This window comes from Paenibacillus cineris (assembly GCF_018333335.1).
Classification (GTDB): domain Bacteria; phylum Bacillota; class Bacilli; order Paenibacillales; family Paenibacillaceae; genus Paenibacillus_AQ; species Paenibacillus_AQ favisporus.
The window spans coordinates 3509150-3529862 of the sequence record NZ_BORU01000001.1; the positions used below are offsets into that span (position 1 = coordinate 3509150).

Genomic DNA, 20713 nt, shown 5'->3' on the forward strand with positions numbered 1-20713 from the left:
CTCATACCTCCTCATTGCATAGTGGAAACGGAGCATGCCTTCAAACGGATCGAATCATAGCGTGAGCGCACGTTTCTGGACAAAGTCGACTCGTTCGCATGAGTCTTCCCAATAGCCCTGTAACAATGCGGAGCTCCATTTCTCCTTCGCCGGGGCTGCTTTCAGGCAGGTGCCGCCGCGCCATACCCAGCGGCGTTCCGGCAGCATGGTCAGCAGTTCCTCCGGCGTCCTGGCATCGAGCGCCACAAAATGGGCCGGGTTCCCCGGCAGGATGCCGTAACCGTCAGCACCCGTTACCCTGGCCGGGTATTCGGTGATCATCCGCAGCACTTCGCGCATCTCGGCAGGACTGCCCATATGGGCGGCATAGGCAGTAACCAGGCCAATCAGCAGCAGGTCGCCCCTTCCGAACGGGTGAAACGGGTCATGCATATTGTCTGAAGCCGCCGCCAGCGGAATGCCGGCCGCCAGCAGCTCCTTGACTCGGGTGACCCCCCTGCGCACCGGGAAGGCGTCATGCCGGCCCTGCAGGTACAGATTCGCGCCGGGAAGCGTAACGGCGCCCATGCCTGCCTCGGCCATAAGTCCAATGATCATGGCGGCATCCTCGTCCTTCATGGCGGCTAAGGAGCATAAGTGCCCTGCCGTGACTTTTCCCCTCCAGCCGTGTTCCATCGCGCGCCGGGCGATATGGATTGCCGTCCGCTGGTTCGGATCGTCGCTCTCGTCCGTATGCAGATCAACCGGGCAGCCCAGCTTATCGGCCAAGGCGAACAGCCTGTCGATGTCGGGTTCCGGGTTGGGGGAAAGATGAGGGGCGCCGCCCAATCCCGTCACGCCCATCGCAACCGATTCCTCGGCCGTATCCAGCGCCGCTTCACTGAGCTCAAAATAAGGGAGCAGCGGGAACAGCTGCAGCTCAGCATACGGCTTCAGCTCCTCTTTGACTTCGAGCGCAGCTTCGATGGTGCGCATCGCGACGTCTTTTCCATGCTTGATGTGAAAATCAAGATGGCTGCGCAGCACTACCGTTCCATAAGAAATGGACTGCAGCGCCGAGCGCATGATGCGTGCTTTGATCTCCTCCTTGGAAAACCTTGGGGCGGCTGCGGCGTAATTGACGACCGCTTCGCCAAGCGTGCCGGAGACATTCCCGACCTGCGGGAGCGAAAAAGCTTTATCCAGATGCATATGGGCATCGACGAAACCCGGCAGAACGATTTTCCCCTTTGCGTCGAGCAGCAGCCGCGCATCCGCAGAGGATCCGTTCCATTTGTCCAGGCACACCGCTTCAGGAGCCTCCACTTCACCGGTTTGGGCCGTCACCGACGTCCACTTTCCGCCGCCGATGGCCAGCGTGTACAGCGTCTCTTCCGATTGCAGCGGCAGGGAGGCGTTGAAGATCACCACTTCTTGTTCCATATCAATCCCGCTCCTTTCATCCGTCGGTATTTATGTTATCTACTTCTGTACTCTCGTGCGCCAGGCTCTGAGGACATAAAGGGCATATGCGTTCGACCCGGCTGGGCAATAAGCGTTTGAATGCAGGCTCCCGCTCCGTTTGTCACGCAATGGTTCATTTCATAGTCCGCTTTATTCCGAGGTGTCACCAAGAATCGGCAGCTGAAGCCACGAGGCGCCTCCACTGGCATCCACCGCCACTGTGGCAATCTGCAGCGCATCCGGCCCTTGGCGTGCGGCTTCCTGCAGCGGAATACCGTTGGGGTGGCGAAGCAGCAGCGGGTATGCGCTGCCGCTCAGCTCCAGCCGGAGCATCGAACCGGCCGGGAGCTCGGCGGCCAGCGGCCGCATCCGGATCGTCGCCGTCTCCCAGCCGCTGATGCCGCCGGATGCGCCGATCTCCGTGCGCCCCACGGACAGAAACCTCGCTTCGCCCGCTGGTGTGACCTGCGTGAGGATGGCGATAAGGTCGGTAGGACCGTCCATCACCTGGCAGGAGACGGTTATCTCCGGGGCGCCGAGGATCCGCAGCGGCGCGCCGGCAGGCTCCCCGGTATACACCAGGATTTCGAAGCGGTCCTGCTGTGCGCTCCGGTCCTGCGGCATCACCGAGCGAAGCGGCATCGGCAGGCGCGCGTCGTAGACGAACACGTCCGCCGCCCGGCCAGGCTCCGCGCCTGCATCCGCAGCGAGCCGACCGCCGCCGGAAGCCCCGTTCGCAGGCAGCCGCGTTCCGGTTAAATACCACCGGCTGTCGCCCTCCGCTCCGGCCGGATACGCTTCGGCTTCGACCCAAACGCCGCTGCCGGCTTCATAATAACGGACCGGCTGCCGCTCCTTCAGGGCTGATCCGCCTTCGCCCTTCAGCCAATAGTCGAACCAGGCAAGCTGTTCCAGGTGGATATTGCCGTCCGCCTTCGGTCCGTAGTCCGTTCCGCCTGCTTTGCGGCCCCACGGAATATGCGTCCATGGCCCGACCACCAAACGGTGAAAGCAGTCCGGCCTACTCTCCTGTGCTTGCAGTGCATTGTAAGACTGCAGCGTACCTTCCAGCAGAAAATCGTACCAGCCCGCGATATGCAGCGCCGGAACCGGCTGTTCCTTGAAGGCGTCCAGCCAGTTCAGCCGGGACCAATACTCATCATACGAGGGATGACCCAGCCAATCGAAATAAGCGGGGAGGTAAGCTTCGAGCAGCGGGTGCCCCTGGGCCAACGGCAGTTGGGCCAGCACACCGGAAGGATCGCTCATTACGCGGGAACACGCCGCTTCGGCTTCCGTGTCGTCCTTCCTTCTCGCCGTATCCCTGGCCAGCTGATAGGCCCAGGGCAGGCAGCTCTGCAGATCAAAGCTGCCGAATTTGTACATCCAGCCGTGGTACAGGTCGGCCGCCGTCATCGCAGGCGCGATGGCAGCCAAATGCGGCGGATGCTGCGAAGCGGCAGCCCACTGCGTCGCTCCCTGGTAGGAAAAGCCGTACATGCCGACCTTTCCGCTGGCCCCTTCCAACCCGGCTGCCCATTCGACCGTATCATAGCCATCTTCGGCTTCGCTCACGAATGGCGTGAACTCTCCCTCCGAATCCCCGCGCCCCCGTACGTCCTGAATGACGACGATATACCCCCGCGCAGCATACCAAACGGGATGGGCGTATGTAACCGTCGAGGCGATTTTCCGGCCGTACGGCTGCCGCATCAGCAGTACCGGGTATGTTCCTTCCTCCGCCGGACGGTAAATGTCGGCATACAGCGTGATGCCGTCCCGCATGACGCAGGCTGCTTTCCTCTCCACTTTCACATGTCCGAATTCCACAGCTGTCCCCCCATTGTGATTCTGTTTTTCGTTAGATGTTACATTTTATAACAGACAATACAGGAGTCTACAACGGTTCGGAAGGCATCTTTGTGACGAGGCACAATAAATAGGCCGATGTTTGGACATCGGCCACAAGGAACCCGTTTATCTATGTCATATTTCATAACTTCTTTATGATATGGTGAACTACCAGCCGATCGCCGCTCCGTCAGAGCGGGGGTCCGAGCCGCCGATCCGAAAACCGTGAGCGTCCAGAAGGATCGCCTGCGCATGCCCGGTCAAGGCATCCCAGTCGCCGATTTTTCGAACCTCATGCCCCATGGCGGCAAGCCCGCTGAGCACCTGCTCCCCCACCCTGGCTTCCATCTTCAGTTCCGTGGAGGCTTCGCCCCATGTCCTTCCCCACACCCATCGAGGTTCGTTAATCGCTTCCTGAGGGTCCATTCGGTAATCGACGATCCGGGTCAGGAGCGCCGTCTGCGTCTGCGGCTGCCCCTCCCCTCCCATCGAGCCGTAGAGCAAGTAAGGCTTCTCGTCCTTGAGCGCGAGGGCAGGCATCAGGGTATGAAACGTTCGTTTCCGCGGTTCAAGCCGGTTGGCGGAAGACTCGTCCAGGGAGAAAAACGAGCCGCGATTCTGCAGCAGAATGCCCGTTTCCCCAGCCGTCACGCCCGATCCAAATTCAAAGTACAGGCTTTGGATAAAAGAAACGGCGTTGCCGTCCCCGTCCACTACGGCGGCATACGCCGTATCGCTGCCGAGCGGTTCGGCGGTGAGCGGAGCGGCCGAATCGCGGCTTATGCGTCCCGCCAATTCCCTGCAGTAGGCCTTATCCAGAAAGCGCTCCACCGGAATATTCCGGAAATCCGGATCGGTGAGCTCGAGGTTGCGGTCGCGGAAAGCCAGCTTCACCGCCTCGACCAGTACGTGGTAAAATGCTACCGAACCGTGCGGAATACTGTTAAAATCAAAATGTTCGAGCATTTGGGCGATCACGATGCCCGTAAACCCTTGCGAATTCGGAGGAAGCTGATACAGCTCAAGATCGCGATAGGAACCGGTGAGCGGGGTAACCCAATTGCCCTCATGATCGGCGAAATCGTCCGCCAGCAGCAGCCCGCCGGACTTCCGGATGTATGACGTGATGTCCCGGGCTAATCCGCCCCGGTAAAATTCGTCCCGGCCATTCGACGCGATCCGGCGCAAACTTTGGGCCAAGCCGCTTTGGATCCAGCGGGTGCCTGCCGGCGGGACACCGCCGCCTCGCAAATACGCTGCAGCCGAATAGGGATTCGCTGCCAGCAGCCCGGCGCACAGCTTCGTATTGGCGTACTGGCTGCGGGATACCGGATAGCCCCCTCCGGCGTAAGTCATTGCCGGCTCGAGGACGTCCCCAAGCGGCAGGGTACCATACTCGCGCAGAATGGCGCTCCAGCTGTCCACCATGCCGGGAACGGTCAGTACGCTGCGGATCCCCCGCGTCGGGATGGCCTGCTCGCCGGCATATGCTTCCGGCGATGCCTTATACCCCGAGCGGCCGCTTCCGTTGTAACCCCGGACTGCACCCTCTCCGGGACTGTACAACAGCCAGAATGAATCGCCGCCCAGCCCGGTCATATGCGGATACACGACCGCCAGGGTACTGCTGACGGCAACCGCAGCGTCGAAGGCATTCCCGCCCTTTTCCAATATTCGGGCACCCGCGGCCGATGCCAGTGCATGGGGGCTGACCACCATCGTTTTCGTGCCGATTGAAACCTGCCTCATCACTCATCCCTCCTGCATCCTTAAATTGTTAACTAAATTAACATGCAGCAGGATTTTTTGGCAATAACTACTTTTCATCCTGAAGGAAAACCGTTATAGTGTAAATTTAAATAACATCAATGCCGCACGGATGATCATCAGCATCGGAAACGGTCCAGCTCCCTTTCCCATGATGCCAGAGCTGTGCCTATAGAATGCGACCCTCGCATCCTACCCGAATCCGAGATGAAATGTCACAATAGTTGATAGACAAGGAAGGAAGTGCACCATGCTGAAAACATACGCAGAATTATCCCTCGCCATGTTCCGGACCGGAATTCTCGGGTATGGCGGCGGTCCGTCGACCGTCCCCCTCATCCGGCACGAGGCCGTCTCCCGGTACAGGTGGATGGCTGATGAGGAATTCGGGGAGGTGCTGGCCATCGCCAACACGCTGCCCGGTCCGATTGCGACCAAGTTGGCCGCCTATCTCGGCTACCGCCTGAAAGGAACGCTCGGTGCGCTGGTCGGGCTGCTCGCCCATATTCTACCCACTGCGGTTGCGATGATCGCCCTAGTCTCTTTTATCGACGTATTCAGTTCGTCCCGCATCATCCATGGCATGATCGAAGCGGTCGTTCCGGTCGTGGCCGTCATGCTGGGTCAAATGTGTTACGAGTTCGGCGAAAAGGCAGTCAAAGGCCTTGGCAAATATATGGCGCTCGCCTGCGGGGTTATTGCGTTTGTCCTGCTGGAGTGGGTGCAGCTGCACCCGGCGATCCTGATTGCAATCGCGCTGGCCTATGGCTCGGTACACTTTAAAGTTATGGGCAAGCTAAAAGAAACCCGCAAGCGGAAGGAGGAACGCCGCCATGGAGACATGGATTGAACTCCTCATCGGCTTCTTTCTAGCCAACGTATTCGGCTACGGTGGCGGCCCCTCCTCCATTCCGCTCATGTACCGGGAGATCGTGCCGCATTACCACTGGTTGTCGGGCGCTGAATTTTCCAACATGCTCGCTCTCGGCAATTCGCTCCCCGGACCGATCGCGACGAAGATCGCCGCTTACGTGGGCTATGATGCCGCCGGATGGATGGGGGTGCTTGCCGCCGAAGCCGCTACCGTCGTGCCTTCCGCGGTCGCCCTGATCGTATTGATGCGAATTTTGCAGAAATACAAGCAGTCCCAGGCCGTCAAGGGCATGACACTGCTCGTGCAGCCTGTTATCGCCGTCATGATGCTGCAGCTCACCATTCAAAGCTCCAAAGAGTCGATACTCTCCATCGGCTGGATCCAATTCGGCGCTATCGCCCTCATCTCGTACTGGCTGATGCAGCGCCGCAAAGTTCATCCCGCGCTCGTCATCGTGGGCGCTTTTGTTTACGGAGGCATCTTTCTGGGAAGATAGTCCTTCCCTCCGTAGCCCTGGCGAACCCGGACGGCCGTCCGATTCTATCCCCTGTTGCAGTAACCGCCTTTCCCGATGATTGAATTCAATCCGGTACAGCCCTTCCCTAAGGGCTTACCTTGTACGTTTCGGGTTTCGACAGAGTTCAGTTGCGAAAGGATGATGACTGTATGTATTTGACCATCGAAGATGCACTCACCATTTACCCGCTTTCTGAAGGTAAACTGACCGCAGGCCGCAGCGGTTTGAACCGTATCGTCAAATCGGTCAACGTGATGGATGCACCCGATATTTCGGACTGGGTCCGGGAAGGGGATATCTTGTTCACGACGGCCTATTTGATCAAGGACAATCCCGCGGATGGGGTCCGCCTGCTGCAGAAGCTGGTTGACAAAGGGGCGGCGGGAATTGGTATCAAGCTTGGACGGTTCTGGGCTTCGGTCCCCGACGAAATGCTTCAGGAAGCAGACCGCCTCGGTTTTCCCCTTATCGAGCTTCCCTTTCCGTTTACGTTCTCGGATCAAATGAAAGGCTTGTTCAATGCCGAACTTCAAAAGAACACGCTCCTCCTGCAAAACGTCCTGGACAAACAAAAGGAGCTCATCCGCTTCGCCCTATCCCCTGTTGATACGGGCCGCCTGTTTGACCGGATCCGCGAGATTCTCGGCGTGCCCCTGGCCGTCACCGGCATGCGCGGCCAAACGCTTTTCAGCACCCTGACCACAGACGAAATGCAGCTGCTCAAAAAACGCCAGCTCAAAGATACGCCGCAGTGGCTCCGCTGCGAGCAGGGAAGACTGCTGTGCGTGCCCCTGAAAAGCCCCGGCCAGGAGCATGATTTTAACAGCCGGGCGATTTTCCGGCTTCCTCCCGGCATTCCGATGAAGGAGGAGGAAGGGCTGTACCATCAGGCGGCCGAAATTATCGGCTACCATTTGAACGCGGTCGAACGCAACGATCTCACCCAATCGACCCAGAACGAATTTGCGGCAATGCTGAAAAACTACCTCAAGCAGCAAGTCTCCGCCGAAGAGCTCGTTGCCTGTGCTTCCAGCCACGGCATCCCTTTCGGCACCGGTTCTTTCCAATGCGTGCTTACCACATGCGATCCCGAATACACCGGCCGGGCCGACCATCTGCTCAAGAGTGTCAAGCAGGAATTCCATTATCATCCGATGCTCAAAGATTTATCTCCTTTGCATTTTCAACTCGAAGACACCATTCTCTCGATCTTTCCTTCTGAGCTCCCGCGAAGCTCCGGCAAGCTGCCTCAGCTGTTGACACGTGTCTTTTTCGAGCTTGCCTCCAAAGCCGGCAGGCATCTGCGCATGACGGTGAGCCATATCAAAACCCGGCCCGATCAGTTGGAAGCGGCTTACCGTGAATGCCAGAACGCCCGCGACACGGCCGCCCGGCTCAACCTGGACGCTTTTGTCGTCGAGTTTGCCAACGTGGAAATCTCTTATATTTTCCAATCCGTTCCGGTTCATAAAATGCGGCAGTTCGTCGAAATGGCATTGGCCCCGCTTCAGGACCGAGCCCCCGACTCCGCCCAAGAGTTGCTGCGAACGCTGGAGCTGTACATGGCGAACAACGGACAGATCCACGAAACCGCCAAGCAGCTGTTTATACACCGCAACACCGCCGCCTACCGGCTCGAGAAAATCAGTGAGCTGCTTCAGGTCGACTTCAAAGATTATCACCATCTACTGCGGCTGAAACTGGTCCTAATGTTCCGGGATATGCTGCGGACGTAAACGGAAGCGGGACGGTCCCGCTGCCCCACAAGCAAGCACGTTATAAATTCGCAACAAAGCATCCCCTTAGACCGGCCGCTCCGGTCAGGAGGATGCTTTTGCGATAAGGCGGTAAATGTCAGGCGCAAGCCGCCTTTTTTACCGGTATAGATCCGCAGAAATGATGGTTTAAGCAGGTATGGTCTAGATACGAATATGATCATGTTTGCTATTATGAATTTTTCATATGTTGTTTTTTTAATATATTTAATGCGGTTAGTCCTTAGTGATCGTCGCGTTCATGTGTCGGATCAAGCGGCTGAGCACGTTCACCGTTGTTTCGTATTCTTCCTTCGTGATCGGCGCCAAAGAAACATGACCGTTGCAGCTATCAGTAAATAAACCGGAGTATATAAGCAGGAAAAGGCAAGCGTATGAAGTACGCTCGCCCCTTAAGCAGATATTGTTGTGAATTTTTCATATAATGCTATATTAACATCGTAGCCAGCTGCGATCACTTCCCGATGCTTGATTCTGAATCTGTTCTTTCATCTCCTGACCGTTATCGAAGTCAAACCTCACCGCTCATACGCTTCCAATCGAAGCCGATTGCCTGCAGGAAGGCTCGTGCGATCAGCATGTGGCCGGTCAGGCTCGGATGTACCCGGTCTGATGCGATCGCGGTGGGATGCACATAACCGAACATCGGCTCAAACACCGCTTGCGTGTCCACGAATAGCGCTCCGACGCGCTCGGCAACCCTGTGGGCCGCCCGGCCGAAATCATCCATCCGCCGTCTCATCCCGTCTTCGGAGTTCGGTTCGATATAAAACGGAGTCATGATGACAAGCCCTTTGAGGCCGGGGAGCGCCTGCTCCGCCAATTCCACCAAAGTATGTTCATACTCTTCCAACAGCACATGCGATTCCGGAATCGCCGGCTGGTCGAACTGCCGCCACACGTCGTTGATACCGATCATAATGGACAGCCAATCCGGCTTCAGATCCAGTACGTCCGTCTGCCACCGTTCTTTCATATCCCTGACCGTGTTGCCGCCGATTCCCATGTTCGTGACCCGCAGGTTCAGCTCTGGATACGCCGTCTGAAGCAGGGTGTCCACGAGCGACACATACCCTTTGCCTACGCCTTGAAACAACCCTTCCCCGTAAGGGAATTTACGCTCGCAGTCCGTAATCGAATCGCCGATCATGACCAGGCGCTGTCCTTTGTCCATCTTCATCTTCGCGATTCCTCCCATCTTTTGTTCCTTTTACACCTTTTTCTACGCATCAAGCAGCACAAGCCGAATCGTTTTCACTTCAAAAGGGCGGAAATCCAGCTTCAGCTTCCCTTCAGCAACCGGCAGATCGGCCGTCACTTCCTCCAGCATATTGGTTTCGTACGCGATTTTGACGGGGAGGTTAAAGGTGAATCCACATGATACGGTGGCACCTTTGCACTCATAGGCCCGGATGATCCAGTCTCGCGATCCGTCTTCGGCAAGCTTGACCGTCTCTGTAATTACGCTGGCTTGATCCGTTTGCAGGAAAGATTTATGACCCGCCTGGTTTCCGCTGTGCACGAGGCTTACCGAATAGTTCAGCTCATACGCTTCCTGAACGACGGGGCATTCCAGAAATGACCCGTTCCATACAAAGAATCCGTACGTAAACTCGTGCGTTCCCTGATCCGACGTTTCGTCCGGATGCGTCGGCGAACGAAGCAGCGTCAAGCTCATCGTGTTGTCCTGCACGGCGATCCCGTACTTGCAATCGTTCAGCAGCGCAAAGCTGCGGTTACTCTCCGCAAGCACCGCCCACTTATGCTGGCATAATTCGAACCGGTCGGCATCGTGGGGCCTGGAGGCATGATTTGGCCGTTTGACGTAACCGAACTGAATTTCCTGTAACGATTCGTTCGCATGGACACGTACAGGAAAATCGACCCGCAGCATTTTGTTCTTCTCGTGCCAATGTACCGTCGTATGAAACTCAACGCGGCGGCTGCCGGCCCGGATCCGGATATCCTGGATTAATTTGGATCGATGAAGCATGCGCTCAACGCGGATATTGGCAAACAGAGGCCCCTCTGCGGTGACATAGACTTCGGCCTTCTCATCCAACGCGACTGGAGCAGCCTGATAGCCGCGGTCGATTTCCCACGCATCGAACGCCGACGGCTGATCGCGGTACATCTTCATGGCGTTGCAATGTCCCGCCGTCCATTCCGTTCCGGTTTCCTTGTCCAGGATGCTGACGATCTCACCGTATTCATTTATCCCCATGGCTAAGTACTCGTTCTCAAGATGCGACTTCGTAGCCGTTAGGACAGCTTGTCCCGGCGCTTCCGGCGTTACGTCATCCGCAGTAACCGAGTATGCCGCCCATCCCGCAGACGGCGTCTCGACTTCGGCGTAACGTTTGCCGTCATGCCGCTGCACAGGGAGCGTTTTTCCGTCCCGGTCCGCGATACCTTCTACGCCTTCGGGCAGGACAACCAGCTCTTTCCTTGCCCAGGAGAGCGAGTTAAACACCGTAACACCGGAACGTCCGCTACCCGCAAGCACCTCTTTTGCGCCGGAAGCCATCGCATCGACTTGCCCGTTCAATTCCGTCAGCTCTGCCTGCGCTTCCTCATGGACGCGGTGAATGGACGTGCCCGGCAAAATATCATGGAACTGATGCAGCAGCAGCTTCTTCCACAACCGGTCCATCTCCTCGTACGGATAGGCCCGGCGCTGAAGCAGGCTGGCTGCGGCACCCCACATTTCAGCCTCGTGAAGCCCGACTTCCGCCTTCCGGTTTAGCCGCTTGATCTGAGCCTGCGTCGTATAGGTTCCCCGGTGCGCCGGATAGTACAGCTCCCCGACATATTTGGCATCCGGAACACCTCTTTCGATCTGATCCTCAAAATAGTCGATCGGTGAGCCGTGCACCGTACGCGGCACGCCCTCCAAATTTTCAAGCCGGCGGAGGAATTCCAAGTCGTCCCGGTTCGCCCCGCCGCCGCCGTCGCCGTGGCCGAACTGTACAAGTCTTGTCGCAATGCCGTCCTTCTGCACCCGATCATTCCATTGCCGGATGAGAAACGAAGGATTGACCCGAATCGGAAAATCGCCATAATCCAGCAGATGGGTCAGCACCTGCGAGCCGTCGATCCCTTCCCAAAGAAAGGTATTGTACGGAAACGGGTCCGACACGTTCTCGTACGTCTGGAACATTTTCACGGAAGCAAAGTACCGGAGCCCGCAGCCCTTCATAATTTGCGGCATGTTGCCGGAGTATCCGAACACGTCGGGAAGCCACAGCATTTCGTTTTCCTTGCCGAACTCCTCCTTGAAAAAGCGCTTGCCGTGAAGTATTTGCCGGATCAGGCTCTCCCCGCCGGGCAGATTCGTATCGGATTCCACCCACATGCCGCCTTCCGGAATGATCCGACCCTCATTCACCGCTTGTTGGATGCGCGCGTATAACTCGGGATACAGGTCCTTGGCAAGCTGGAACAAGTACGGCTGGCTCTGGACGTAGCGGTAATCGGGATATTCCTCCATGAGGGCAAGCTGATTGGACATCGTCCGGGCGATTTTCCGCTTCGTTTCCTCCATCGGCCACAACCAGGCGATATCGAGATGGGACTGCCCCATGAGGTACAGCAAGGGCGCCGTCGATCCGTTTACGCATTCCAGGAGCGGCGCCATCCGCTGCCGGCATTGCTGAACATTTGCCGTCAGCGCATCCTTCGCAAGCCCCCAATCAATCGTCCGGACGACCTCCGTCAAACCGCGGTCGATCTCCGCCGCGCGTAGCGAATCCGGATCGATATGATTTCTGACCTGAACCAAACATTCCAAATCGATATAAAATTGATAGATTTCCTCTTCAAAAAGGCAAAGCTGCGATTCCCCAAGCACCGGCTGGATGCCCGAATGGCCGGCATACGCCTCGGCAGCGACTTCAAACCGCTCGCCGGCCTTAGCGCTGCGTGTCAACGTCACGTCATGGTGCTGAAGATCCAGCGCCCCCCGTACGATTCCGTTCACGTAGACCGTCGCCTCCGAACCGAAATCGGCCCGGATGACCAAACGTTTGCCCTCGGCTTCCATGGGAGCGGTAACGGAAGAGCGGAGCCATGCATACGTCCAGTCTCCGCCCCACCGGTCGCCCGGCTCGATCGCCTCAAATCGGTTACTCTCTATTTCCCTGCAGGATAGCCGCTCCTTCGTGACAAAGCAGGTAAAATCGACCGGCGAGACCACGGTATACATGTAGCGGTTTTTATCCCTCAGCAGCTTCTCAACATGGTATAGAATCTCTTTTCTCTTATCCAAATGACGGATCACATCCTATGAATTGATCTGGGTTGCAGCGGATGCCGCTGCACCGGAGCGTGGCGAGACCATGCTGCTGCAGCGACAGGTTCACACGAGAGGTCTGGTCAGGATCCAAGGGGCATATGCCCCTGAATCCCGCCGTGGTATCCGTCTACAAAATACGATGTTACCGCCCGCTCCATCGGACTCATCTGCCTCCCGCACCGATTCCGGCAGCGGAGAATACGCGATCGAACCCGGCTTTGGAGCGGCGAATCAGCTGTTCCGGCGTGTCTTCCGGCATGGCCGGCGTCAGCACTTCCTGCGATACGATACCGTCATATCCAATGCGCTGCAGCCCTCTTAAAAAGCCCTCCAGGTCGATGACGCCTTCCCCAGGGTACAGACGCCCGTTATCCAGCACGGCCTCGACCGGCAGATCCGGTGCGTCGTTGATATGCACATGAACGATCTGCTGCGGCTGCAGCCGCTCGATGTCGTCTACGGAGAGACCGTTCGTATACCAATGATACGCATCCAGCAGCAGGCCGACATTCGGCTCGCCGATCGCTTCGACCCAGTCCAGCGTCTCTTCCATCGTCCAGATAAAAGGATATTTCCACGCCGTCCGCAGATGATGCGGACCAACGAATTCCAGTCCGAGCCTGATGCCATAGGCGCCGAGGATTTGGGCGCAGATGCGGAGGCGCCGGGTGGCGACCGCCATGAAGTGCGCCGGTTTGGCGTCGGTCGATGGCAGAATGTACGTGCAGCAGCGCGTACAGCCCAGCGCCCGGGCTGCGGCAGCAGCTTCCGTCAGGCCGGGCAGCCCGGCGAGGAACTCTTCCTCGCCCGCCCTCCACTCCACAGGCAGGCCGATCGCGCCGACGACGACTCCGTGCCGCTCAAGCTTAGCCGCAGCCCCCTCTGTTCCCAGCCGCTCGATCAATCCCCGGGCATCGATGTCAACCGCTTGAAAACCGCCCTCACCCGCCAATTCGATGAACCTCTCTTCACTTTCGACTGCTCCCAAACCGGCAAGCGTCAATCCCTTCAGCATGTGATATTCCTCCTCACTGTTGTTTGAAAAAAATCTCCATCCCATTGCAATCTGCCTGAGCAGCCCGGCGCTCTATGAACCACTCGTTCCCTGGACCGGCGTCAGCCCAAGCTTCGGATTGGCCAAGTCGAGCTTATACATGACCTGATTGTAGTTATAACGCGGCGTCGGGACATGATTGGTGAACGTATTCGTATACGTGCCCTCGAAGTAGATGATCCGGCTGCCCTCCTTATTGAAAAACTTATGCTGGGCCACGTTATAAAAAGTATAGTTGTTATGCGTGACGATCTTTTTAGCCGTGGTCCAAGGTCCTTGAGGCGCGGGAGCTTCCGCGTACCAGATTTCTCCGAGCACGGAGGACTTGCCTTGCATCTGCTGCCCGATCATCACGTAACGCTGCCGGTAATCGTTCCATTCGATGGAGCTTGAAGCGATTTGAACCTCTTCGCCGGTATCGGCGTCTTTTAATTGAAAGTAGGTCGGATCGTCCGCCTGAATCAGCCCGGCATCGATCAGCTCCTTCTCTTGAACCTGGGTGAGCGGCGGGGTGTTCTTTTTCCAGCCCCATACGAGCTTGCCGTCCGCGCCGCGTTCAAGGGACGTTTGGGCCCCGTTGTAAGTCGTTCCCGGTGTCAGGCACGTAAACGACTCGTATTGGGTATAGTCGGTGATGGCATCATAGCTTGCCGCCACGCGCAGGTTCGGCATCCGGTGTTCGGTAAAGAGCCAGTAGCCCTTGCCGTCCTCCTCGTAATAAGCCGCCTGGCCCCCCGGATGGCGCCAATCGTCTTTGGAAGGGAACTGAACGACCTGCTCAAACTCCTTCTTCTCGTCGTTAAAGGCAAGAATGCCGAAGGCACTGAGCTCGGGATTGTGCGTGCTGTAACCGGCGAGCAGGCGTTCCTGCCCGCTGCCGTCCTTGGCGGTCATCAAGCCGAACACCCAGGCGATGCCGGCACCGTCAGGCAGCTGGGGAACCAGGCTTTTAACGAAACCGTCCTCTTTCGTAAAGTAATCCAAATCGATGCCGGTATCGGGATCGAGACCGCCTTTTTCCGGCAGCTTCGAAGTGGCACCCGTCACACGAAAGTTCCCGAGGGGATAAGCGGGTCTGTCTGTATCGCCCCAGAACCAGTACAGCCGATTGCGGTACTTTATCGTTTGGACGGAGTCCTGACCCATCACGAGCCCGTTCAGGAGCGGCTCCTTGACCGGCGGCTTCTGGCCAAGCAGGACGCTGTCCCGGTAGATGCCTTGACCGGTGACCCGGTATAACCGCTCAGCAATGTTGACCCGGTCCATTTTCAGCGTCACGCTTCCACCGGGCGTCACTTCAACAGCCTGGCCGCGGTAACCGAACATGTCTGTCGGCACCTCATAGCCGTCGCTCGACATATGGAAAAAGACCGTTTGATCCATCAAGCCCGGCTCATTGAAAGCCACGACACCTGCGCTGTCCGTATAGTACAACATATTGTTCGTCGTCTTCAGCTCGACCAGCGGAATCCCCCGACCCGTCTCGGCGTCCACGACTTTGATCATAAACGGCTTCTGAACCATTTTCTTAGCGCTGCTTACATCCGGCATGGCGCTATTCCCTTCCGCCTGAGCCGCCATCGCGGCACCCGGCGCCGTCAAGACCGTCAGCATGACACAGGTCCAGATGCCCGCGTTTTTCCAAGGCTTCCATTTCATTTCGTTTACCTCCTGGGCGGAGTGCCCTATTGGGATCGGCGAATCATGTCCGCTTCCGCATCAGCCGTCACTTGCGGTTCTGAACTGGCTCAAGACCAAGCCGCGGATCGTCAAGATTCAGCTTGTACATGACCTGGTTGTAGTTGTAGCGCGGTGTTGGAATATGGTCTGTATACGTATTCGTATAGGTCGCCTCGAAGTAAATGACGCGTCCGCCGTCTTTAAAGAAGAACTTGTGCTGGGCCGGGTTATAGAAGGTATAGTTGTTATGCGTAATGATCTTCTTGGCATTCGTCCAGGGTCCTTGGGGCGAGTCTGCTTCCGCGTACCACATTTCCCCGAGAACCGACGTTTTGCCCATCACCTGCTGTCCGATCATCACGTAGCGCTGCCGGTAATCGTTCCATTCGACGGAGCTTTGGGCCAGCGAAACCTCTTCGCCGGTATCGGCATCTTTCAGCTGATAGTAGCGCGGGTCGTCCGCCTTGATCAGGCCAAACCCGATTAATTCTTTTTCTTGATCCTGGGTCAGCACCGGGGTGTTCTTCTTCCAGCCCCATACCAGCTTGCCGTTCTGGTCGCGCTCGAGGGACGTATTCGCGCCGTCGTAAGCCGCTCCCGGCGTCAGGCACGTAAACGACTCGTATTGAGTGTAGTCGGTGATGGCGTCGTAGCTGGCGGCCACACGTAAGTTCGGAATCCGGTGCTCGGTAAACAGCCAGTATCCCTTGCCGTTCTCCTCGTAATAGGTTGCCTGACCGCCCGGATGGCGCCAATCGTCCTTGGAAGGGAACTGGACGGCCTGTTCAAACTGCTCCGTCTGATCGTTGAAGACCAGGATGCCGCGCGCAACGATATCAGGATTTAGCGTCGTGTAACCTGTAAGCAGACGCTCTTTTCCCGTGCTGTCCTTTGCCGTCATCAGACCGAAAATCCAAGCCATGTTTCCTCCGTCGGGAAGCGTCGGCACCATGCTTTTGGCAAATCCGTCCTCTTTGGTAAAATACTTCAGGTTCACGCCGACATCCGGGTCAAGTCCGCCGTTTTGCGGCAATTCCGACGTCGCGCCCGTCGTGCGGAAATTTCCCAGCGGGTAGGCGGGTCTGTCCGTATCGCCCCAGAACCAGTACAGCTTCCCGTTGTATTCGATCGTCTGCACGGAATCTTGGCCCATAATCAGACCGTTGATGACGGGCTGTTGAATCGGCGTATTTAAACCGAGCAGCAGACTGTCACGGTAAATGCCCTGGCCGGTCACCCGGTACAGCCGCTCGGCGATGTTGACCCGGTTCATCTGCAGCGTGACACTGCCGCCAGGCGTAACCTCGACTGCCTGCCCGCGGTTGCCGAACATGTCGGCGGGAATTTCGTAGCCGTCGCTGGACATATGGAAGAAGACCGTCGTATCCATCAGCCCCGGTTCGTCGAATGCCACGACGCCTGCGCTGTCCGTATAATACAAAATGTTATTCGTCGTCTTCAGTTCCACAAGCGGAATGCCCCGGCCCGTCTCGGCATCCACGACCTTGATCATGAACGGCTCCTGCACCTGATTTAACGAGCTGCCTGCTTTTTGCTCGGCGCTACTTCCTGCAGCCTGGACCGGCGTAACGCCCGGTGCCATTGTAACTAACAGCAGCGCGGCGCAGGTCCATACACCAGCCTGCTTCCACATTTTCATCTTCACTACCATCTCGGCTTCCTCCCGACTTCTTGTCGATTTGTCATTGGTGGAATGGTCTCGATGCTGTTGGTTAGGACGTTTTGGACAGGACTCTTTGGGCCGCATCGTTGTAAATTTTCAACACTTTATCGATATCGCCCATTTTTTTAACCTGATCGATAAATTTCGGCCAGTTGTCAAAGCTCTGCTTCCCGGCGACAAACTTTGCCTGCTCTTCCGTAACGAATGTTTTGATCGGGTTCATGATCTCGGATATTTCCTGGCTTTCGTCCGGTGTGAACTGGATGGCCGGCTCGCTGTACCACGAAGGGACATAATCGTTGTTCGGCATTGGCAGACTTGTCAGATAAGGCGACTTTTCAAGCGGGACTTCCTCATACTTGCCGTTAAATACGGTATAATCCGTTGCGGCAAAATCTACGAATGCTCTGGCATCGTTGACCATTTGCAAACCCGGGTTATAATTTTTGCTTGCCCGGATCCCGTACTTATCCCCTTCCAGCCATGGATCCTTCGCCGTTTTAAACGAATCCATAAAGGTCGGATTGCCGTCTTCTCCGATTTTGTAGGTCGTTCCTTCGATTCCCCAAGTCACGAGCCTGATGTTTTCGTCGGAATATTGTAAATCGATCAGCTTGATTAATTCTTCCGGATTTTTGGCTTTGGAGCTGATGCAGAACGTGGCCCAGCCCAGGTCCGGGGTATTTCCGTTCGTCGCTTCCTGCCACGCCTTTCCGTACTTCGGATTGTCCGGGTACAGCGAAACTGCAAATATTTTGCCGTCATCCGCGTTTCTTGTGTAATCTCCCGGCTCCGTAAACCACTGGGTCAGCCACATGAAAGTATCGCCATTCATCGCCTTCTTCCGGATCATGTCGTCCGTATCGATCGTGTACTCGGGATCCAGCAGCTGCTCCGAATACAGCTTATTCGCGAACTGAAGGGCGTCTTTATATCCTTCATTAAAAATGCCGTACACGTATTTGCTGCCATCCCAGTAAATGTCGTCCTTGATGTGATTCGCCGAGAAGAGCGATCTCAAACTGTTCCACTTCGTATCCACCGGGTACTTATCGGGATACAGCTGTTTCAGCTTTTTGGCCGCGTCATAAAATTCATCCAGCGTTTCCGGAATTTTGATGTTCTTCTCCTTGAATACATCGTATCTGTAGGCGGATACGTTTTGAATCAGCAAGCCTTTATCCTGAGGAAATCTGGGCGTCGAAGTTTCCTTGAAAGAGTACATTTTTCCTTCAGAGTTGGTCACACGCGCCATGCCGTTCTTCACCTTGCTGAGATAGTTCATATAGTTGGGCATTAAATCCTTATACTGGCTGAGCTCAAGAATTTGGCCTTGTTCAGCCATGTCTGTGATGTCGTAAAATAATGGCGTGACGAAAAAATCCGTCAAATCGTCGCTCGCAATCATGAGCTTTACTTTTTCGTCATATTCCGATGACGGAATATAATTAAACTTGATATTCAGTTTTTTGCCCAGTTTGGCTTCCATCTGCTTTTTCCATTCCTTGCCGATCATGCTGTTCTCGTTGTCCACCCCGCTCGACGGAAGCGTTACGGAAAAAGATAACGTGTCGCCATCCGCAGAATCCTTGGAAGTCTCGTCGGACTTGGAGCAGGCCGTTACGGAAAAGGCCAGCATGCAAGCCAGGATCAGGCTGAGCATTTTTGCTTTTTTAACCATCCCAATTCCTCCTATAACATTGTTTATTAAATATGGCGTAAAAGAATCTTTCCTCTTACATCCATGTTGAAAATATCTGTCAGCCCTTAATCGCTCCCACCAATACCCCTTTCGTAAAGTGCTTTTGAAAGAATGGGTAAATCGCCATAATAGGGAACATCGTAATGATGATCACGCTCATTCGGATCGCCTTCGGGTCAAGCGAGGATCCCGAAGAATTGATGGCCACGTTACCGGCACCTACCCTGCCTTGGATCGCGTTGGTATCCAGCGCAAACAAATAGTTTCGCAGAATCATTTGCAGCGGATACTTATCCTGATCCTTAAGATAGATGAGCGCTTCAAACCAGCTGTTCCAGCTTCCTACCAAACCAAACAAGGCAAATGTCGCAAGCAGTGCCTTCGACAACGGCAGGACGATCCGGAACAGGACGACGACATCGTTGGCTCCATCCATGACCGCCGATTCTTTCAGTTCTGCCGGCACATTCGAAAAGAAGGTCCGGAACAAAAACACATTGTAAGCTCCAACCGCGCCGGGAAGGATCATGACCCAAACGGTGTCAAGCAGATGTAGACTGCGCATCAGCAGGTAAGTAGGAATTAAGCCCCCGCTGAAAAACATCGTGATCATCAGAAAGATGGTGATAAATTTCTTTCCCGCAAATCCGGGAATGGTCAGCGGATAAGCCAGCAGCGAGGTAAACAGCAGCATAATACCGGTAGAACCTACCGCGTAAAGGATGGAATTCAGATACCCCTTATAAATGAGCGAGTCTTTAAATACGTCTGCGTAAGCCTGTACGGTAAAGCCTTTCGGCCAAATCGTAACGCTTCCCGAGGCGATGTACTTCCCGCTGCTGAAGGAGGTAGCGATAATATTCAGAATGGGGTACAGCACAACGACAAGGATCAACAGCATGATGAAAATATTAAAGGCGTCAAACACTCTGGAACCGAAGCTGATTTTTCTCAAGATTATCCCCCCTAAAACAAACTCGTCTCCGAGACTTTGCGGCTGACCCAATTGGAAATGTACAAAATTACAAAGGAGATGACCGACATAAATAATCCGATGGCCGTGGTGTACTCGTATCTTGCGCCGAGGATCCCCTGACGGTAAACATACGATCCAATGACGTCAGCCACGCTGTAAGTTTCAGGCGAATACAGCAGAATAATTTTCTGAAAATCGGATCCGAGAATTCCGCCCAAGGCGAAAATCAGCAGGATGATCGTCGTCGGTTTGATCGAGGGCCAGGTAATGTGCACGATCTTTTTCCACCGGCTCGCTCCGTCCACTTCCGCCACATCGTAATAGGTCGGATCGATCCCGCTCAAAGCGGCAAGGTAGATGATTGTTCCAAAGCCAACTCCCTGCCATATGCCGGAAGAGATGAAGATCGTTCGGAAATATCCCGGCTCCAGCAGAAACATGATCGGGGTGCCGCCAAAGTATGTAATGATTTGGTTGAAGAGGCCGTCTCTCGCCGTAAAGTCCTTCAGCATCCCTGCAACGATCACCACCGAAATAAAATGCGGGAAGTAAGAAACGGTTTGGACGAATTTTTTAAAATGCTTATTCCTCAGTTCGTTAAACAACAAAGCGAGGATAATAGGCGCAGGGAACGACCACAGCAGCGTATACAGCCCCAGAAGCAGCGTGTTTTTTAATACGCGGAAGGCCATCGGGTCATGAAAAAACGTGGTGAAATATTTAAAGCCGACCCAAGGGCTTCCCATGATCCCCTTTGATGCGTTGTAATCCTTGAAGGCGATGGTGATTCCATACATCGGAAAGTAGCTGAAGACCAGCACCGTGATCATACCGGGCAACACCATCAGGTACAGATATCGGTGTTTCCACAGTTTGGACCATCGCTTTTTATTGGTTGCCGCCAACATAAACACCCCTTTTCTAGTTACTTCAAATCATCGCTTGAACTCCGGCCGTTCTTCACCGAAAAACCGCATCGGATACGTTCATTTTTGAAAGCGCATTCAATACATGCTGTTAAATATCTACTTCCCGAGATCGAAACGCTTTCAATTAGGTGTGCAAGCTTGAGTCACTACAACGGTAAAGACGGTTA

General features: G+C 55.5%; 14 protein-coding genes. 3 read left to right on the forward strand and 11 right to left on the reverse strand.

What is annotated here, in order from left to right; genetic code table 11:
* Window positions 1-54 precede the first annotated feature (54 nt).
* From KI379_RS16290 to ggt, 3 genes are all read right to left on the reverse strand, one after another.
* Window positions 55-1422, reverse strand: coding sequence for an amidohydrolase family protein (locus KI379_RS16290; RefSeq protein WP_212984207.1), 1368 nt, complete (start codon window positions 1420-1422; stop codon window positions 55-57).
* Between the two features lie 171 nt (window positions 1423-1593).
* On the reverse strand, window positions 1594-3273 hold the full coding sequence (locus tag KI379_RS16295) for a CocE/NonD family hydrolase (protein ID WP_212984208.1): 1680 nt from the start codon (window positions 3271-3273) through the stop codon (window positions 1594-1596).
* Window positions 3274-3462: 189 nt separating this feature from the next.
* Window positions 3463-5043: a gamma-glutamyltransferase gene (gene ggt / locus KI379_RS16300; protein ID WP_212984209.1), complete on the reverse strand. Its 1581-nt coding sequence runs from the start codon at window positions 5041-5043 to the stop codon at window positions 3463-3465.
* Between the two features lie 268 nt (window positions 5044-5311).
* On the opposite strand from ggt, the gene KI379_RS16305 reads away from it, so the two are divergent.
* The 3 genes from KI379_RS16305 (at window position 5312) to KI379_RS16315 (ending at window position 8188) form a co-directional block, all read left to right on the forward strand.
* Complete coding sequence (locus KI379_RS16305) at window positions 5312-5911, forward strand: chromate transporter (protein ID WP_076171448.1); 600 nt, start codon at window positions 5312-5314, stop codon at window positions 5909-5911.
* Window positions 5895-6431, forward strand: coding sequence for a chromate transporter (locus KI379_RS16310; protein ID WP_076171446.1), 537 nt, complete (start codon window positions 5895-5897; stop codon window positions 6429-6431). Before KI379_RS16305 ends, KI379_RS16310 begins: the two co-directional genes overlap by 17 nt.
* 170 nt (window positions 6432-6601) lie before the next feature.
* Window positions 6602-8188 carry a PucR family transcriptional regulator gene (locus tag KI379_RS16315; RefSeq protein ID WP_212984210.1) on the forward strand — a complete coding sequence of 529 codons (1587 nt, stop codon included), beginning with the start codon at window positions 6602-6604 and terminating at the stop codon, window positions 8186-8188.
* Between the two features lie 550 nt (window positions 8189-8738).
* Here the strand turns inward: KI379_RS16315 and KI379_RS16320 are convergent.
* The 8 genes from KI379_RS16320 to KI379_RS16355 all read right to left on the reverse strand — a co-directional run bounded on the left by KI379_RS16320 (window position 8739) and on the right by KI379_RS16355 (window position 20525).
* Window positions 8739-9407, reverse strand: coding sequence for an SGNH/GDSL hydrolase family protein (locus KI379_RS16320; protein WP_212984211.1), 669 nt, complete (start codon window positions 9405-9407; stop codon window positions 8739-8741).
* 42 nt (window positions 9408-9449) lie between these two features.
* Window positions 9450-12494, reverse strand: coding sequence for an alpha-mannosidase (locus tag KI379_RS16325; protein ID WP_212984212.1), 3045 nt, complete (start codon window positions 12492-12494; stop codon window positions 9450-9452).
* A gap of 190 nt (window positions 12495-12684) precedes the next feature.
* Entirely contained in the window at window positions 12685-13536 is an 852-nt protein-coding gene (locus tag KI379_RS16330) for a sugar phosphate isomerase/epimerase family protein (RefSeq protein ID WP_212984213.1), read from the reverse strand.
* A gap of 72 nt (window positions 13537-13608) precedes the next feature.
* Window positions 13609-15234, reverse strand: a complete 1626-nt coding sequence (locus tag KI379_RS16335) for a hypothetical protein (protein ID WP_212984214.1) — start codon at window positions 15232-15234, stop codon at window positions 13609-13611.
* Window positions 15235-15301: 67 nt separating this feature from the next.
* Window positions 15302-16927, reverse strand: a complete 1626-nt coding sequence (locus KI379_RS16340; protein WP_244879313.1) for a DUF4185 domain-containing protein — start codon at window positions 16925-16927, stop codon at window positions 15302-15304.
* 61 nt (window positions 16928-16988) lie between these two features.
* Window positions 16989-18620, reverse strand: a complete 1632-nt coding sequence (locus KI379_RS16345) for an extracellular solute-binding protein (protein ID WP_212984215.1) — start codon at window positions 18618-18620, stop codon at window positions 16989-16991.
* Between the two features lie 79 nt (window positions 18621-18699).
* A complete protein-coding gene (locus KI379_RS16350) occupies window positions 18700-19596 on the reverse strand; it encodes a carbohydrate ABC transporter permease (RefSeq protein WP_089547852.1) in 897 nt (298 codons plus the stop codon).
* An 11-nt stretch (window positions 19597-19607) separates the two neighbouring features.
* Window positions 19608-20525, reverse strand: a complete 918-nt coding sequence (locus tag KI379_RS16355; RefSeq protein WP_373309561.1) for an ABC transporter permease — start codon at window positions 20523-20525, stop codon at window positions 19608-19610.
* Window positions 20526-20713: the final 188 nt, after the last annotated feature.

Bases quoted from the DNA above. Each gene is read 5' to 3' on its own strand.
- KI379_RS16290 (WP_212984207.1), bottom strand. From the start codon at position 1,422: ATGGAACAAGAAGTGGTGATCTTCAACGCCTCCCTGCCGCTGCAATCG.
- ggt (WP_212984209.1), bottom strand. From the start codon at position 5,043: ATGAGGCAGGTTTCAATCGGCACGAAAACGATGGTGGTCAGCCCCCAT.
- KI379_RS16305 (WP_076171448.1), top strand. From the start codon at position 5,312: ATGCTGAAAACATACGCAGAATTATCCCTCGCCATGTTCCGGACCGGA.
- KI379_RS16310 (WP_076171446.1), top strand. From the start codon at position 5,895: ATGGAGACATGGATTGAACTCCTCATCGGCTTCTTTCTAGCCAACGTA.
- KI379_RS16315 (WP_212984210.1), top strand. From the start codon at position 6,602: ATGTATTTGACCATCGAAGATGCACTCACCATTTACCCGCTTTCTGAA.
- KI379_RS16320 (WP_212984211.1), bottom strand. From the start codon at position 9,407: ATGAAGATGGACAAAGGACAGCGCCTGGTCATGATCGGCGATTCGATT.
- KI379_RS16330 (WP_212984213.1), bottom strand. From the start codon at position 13,536: ATGCTGAAGGGATTGACGCTTGCCGGTTTGGGAGCAGTCGAAAGTGAA.
- KI379_RS16335 (WP_212984214.1), bottom strand. From the start codon at position 15,234: ATGAAATGGAAGCCTTGGAAAAACGCGGGCATCTGGACCTGTGTCATG.
- KI379_RS16340 (WP_244879313.1), bottom strand. From the start codon at position 16,927: ATGGTAGTGAAGATGAAAATGTGGAAGCAGGCTGGTGTATGGACCTGC.
- KI379_RS16345 (WP_212984215.1), bottom strand. From the start codon at position 18,620: ATGGTTAAAAAAGCAAAAATGCTCAGCCTGATCCTGGCTTGCATGCTG.
- KI379_RS16355 (WP_373309561.1), bottom strand. From the start codon at position 20,525: ATGTTGGCGGCAACCAATAAAAAGCGATGGTCCAAACTGTGGAAACAC.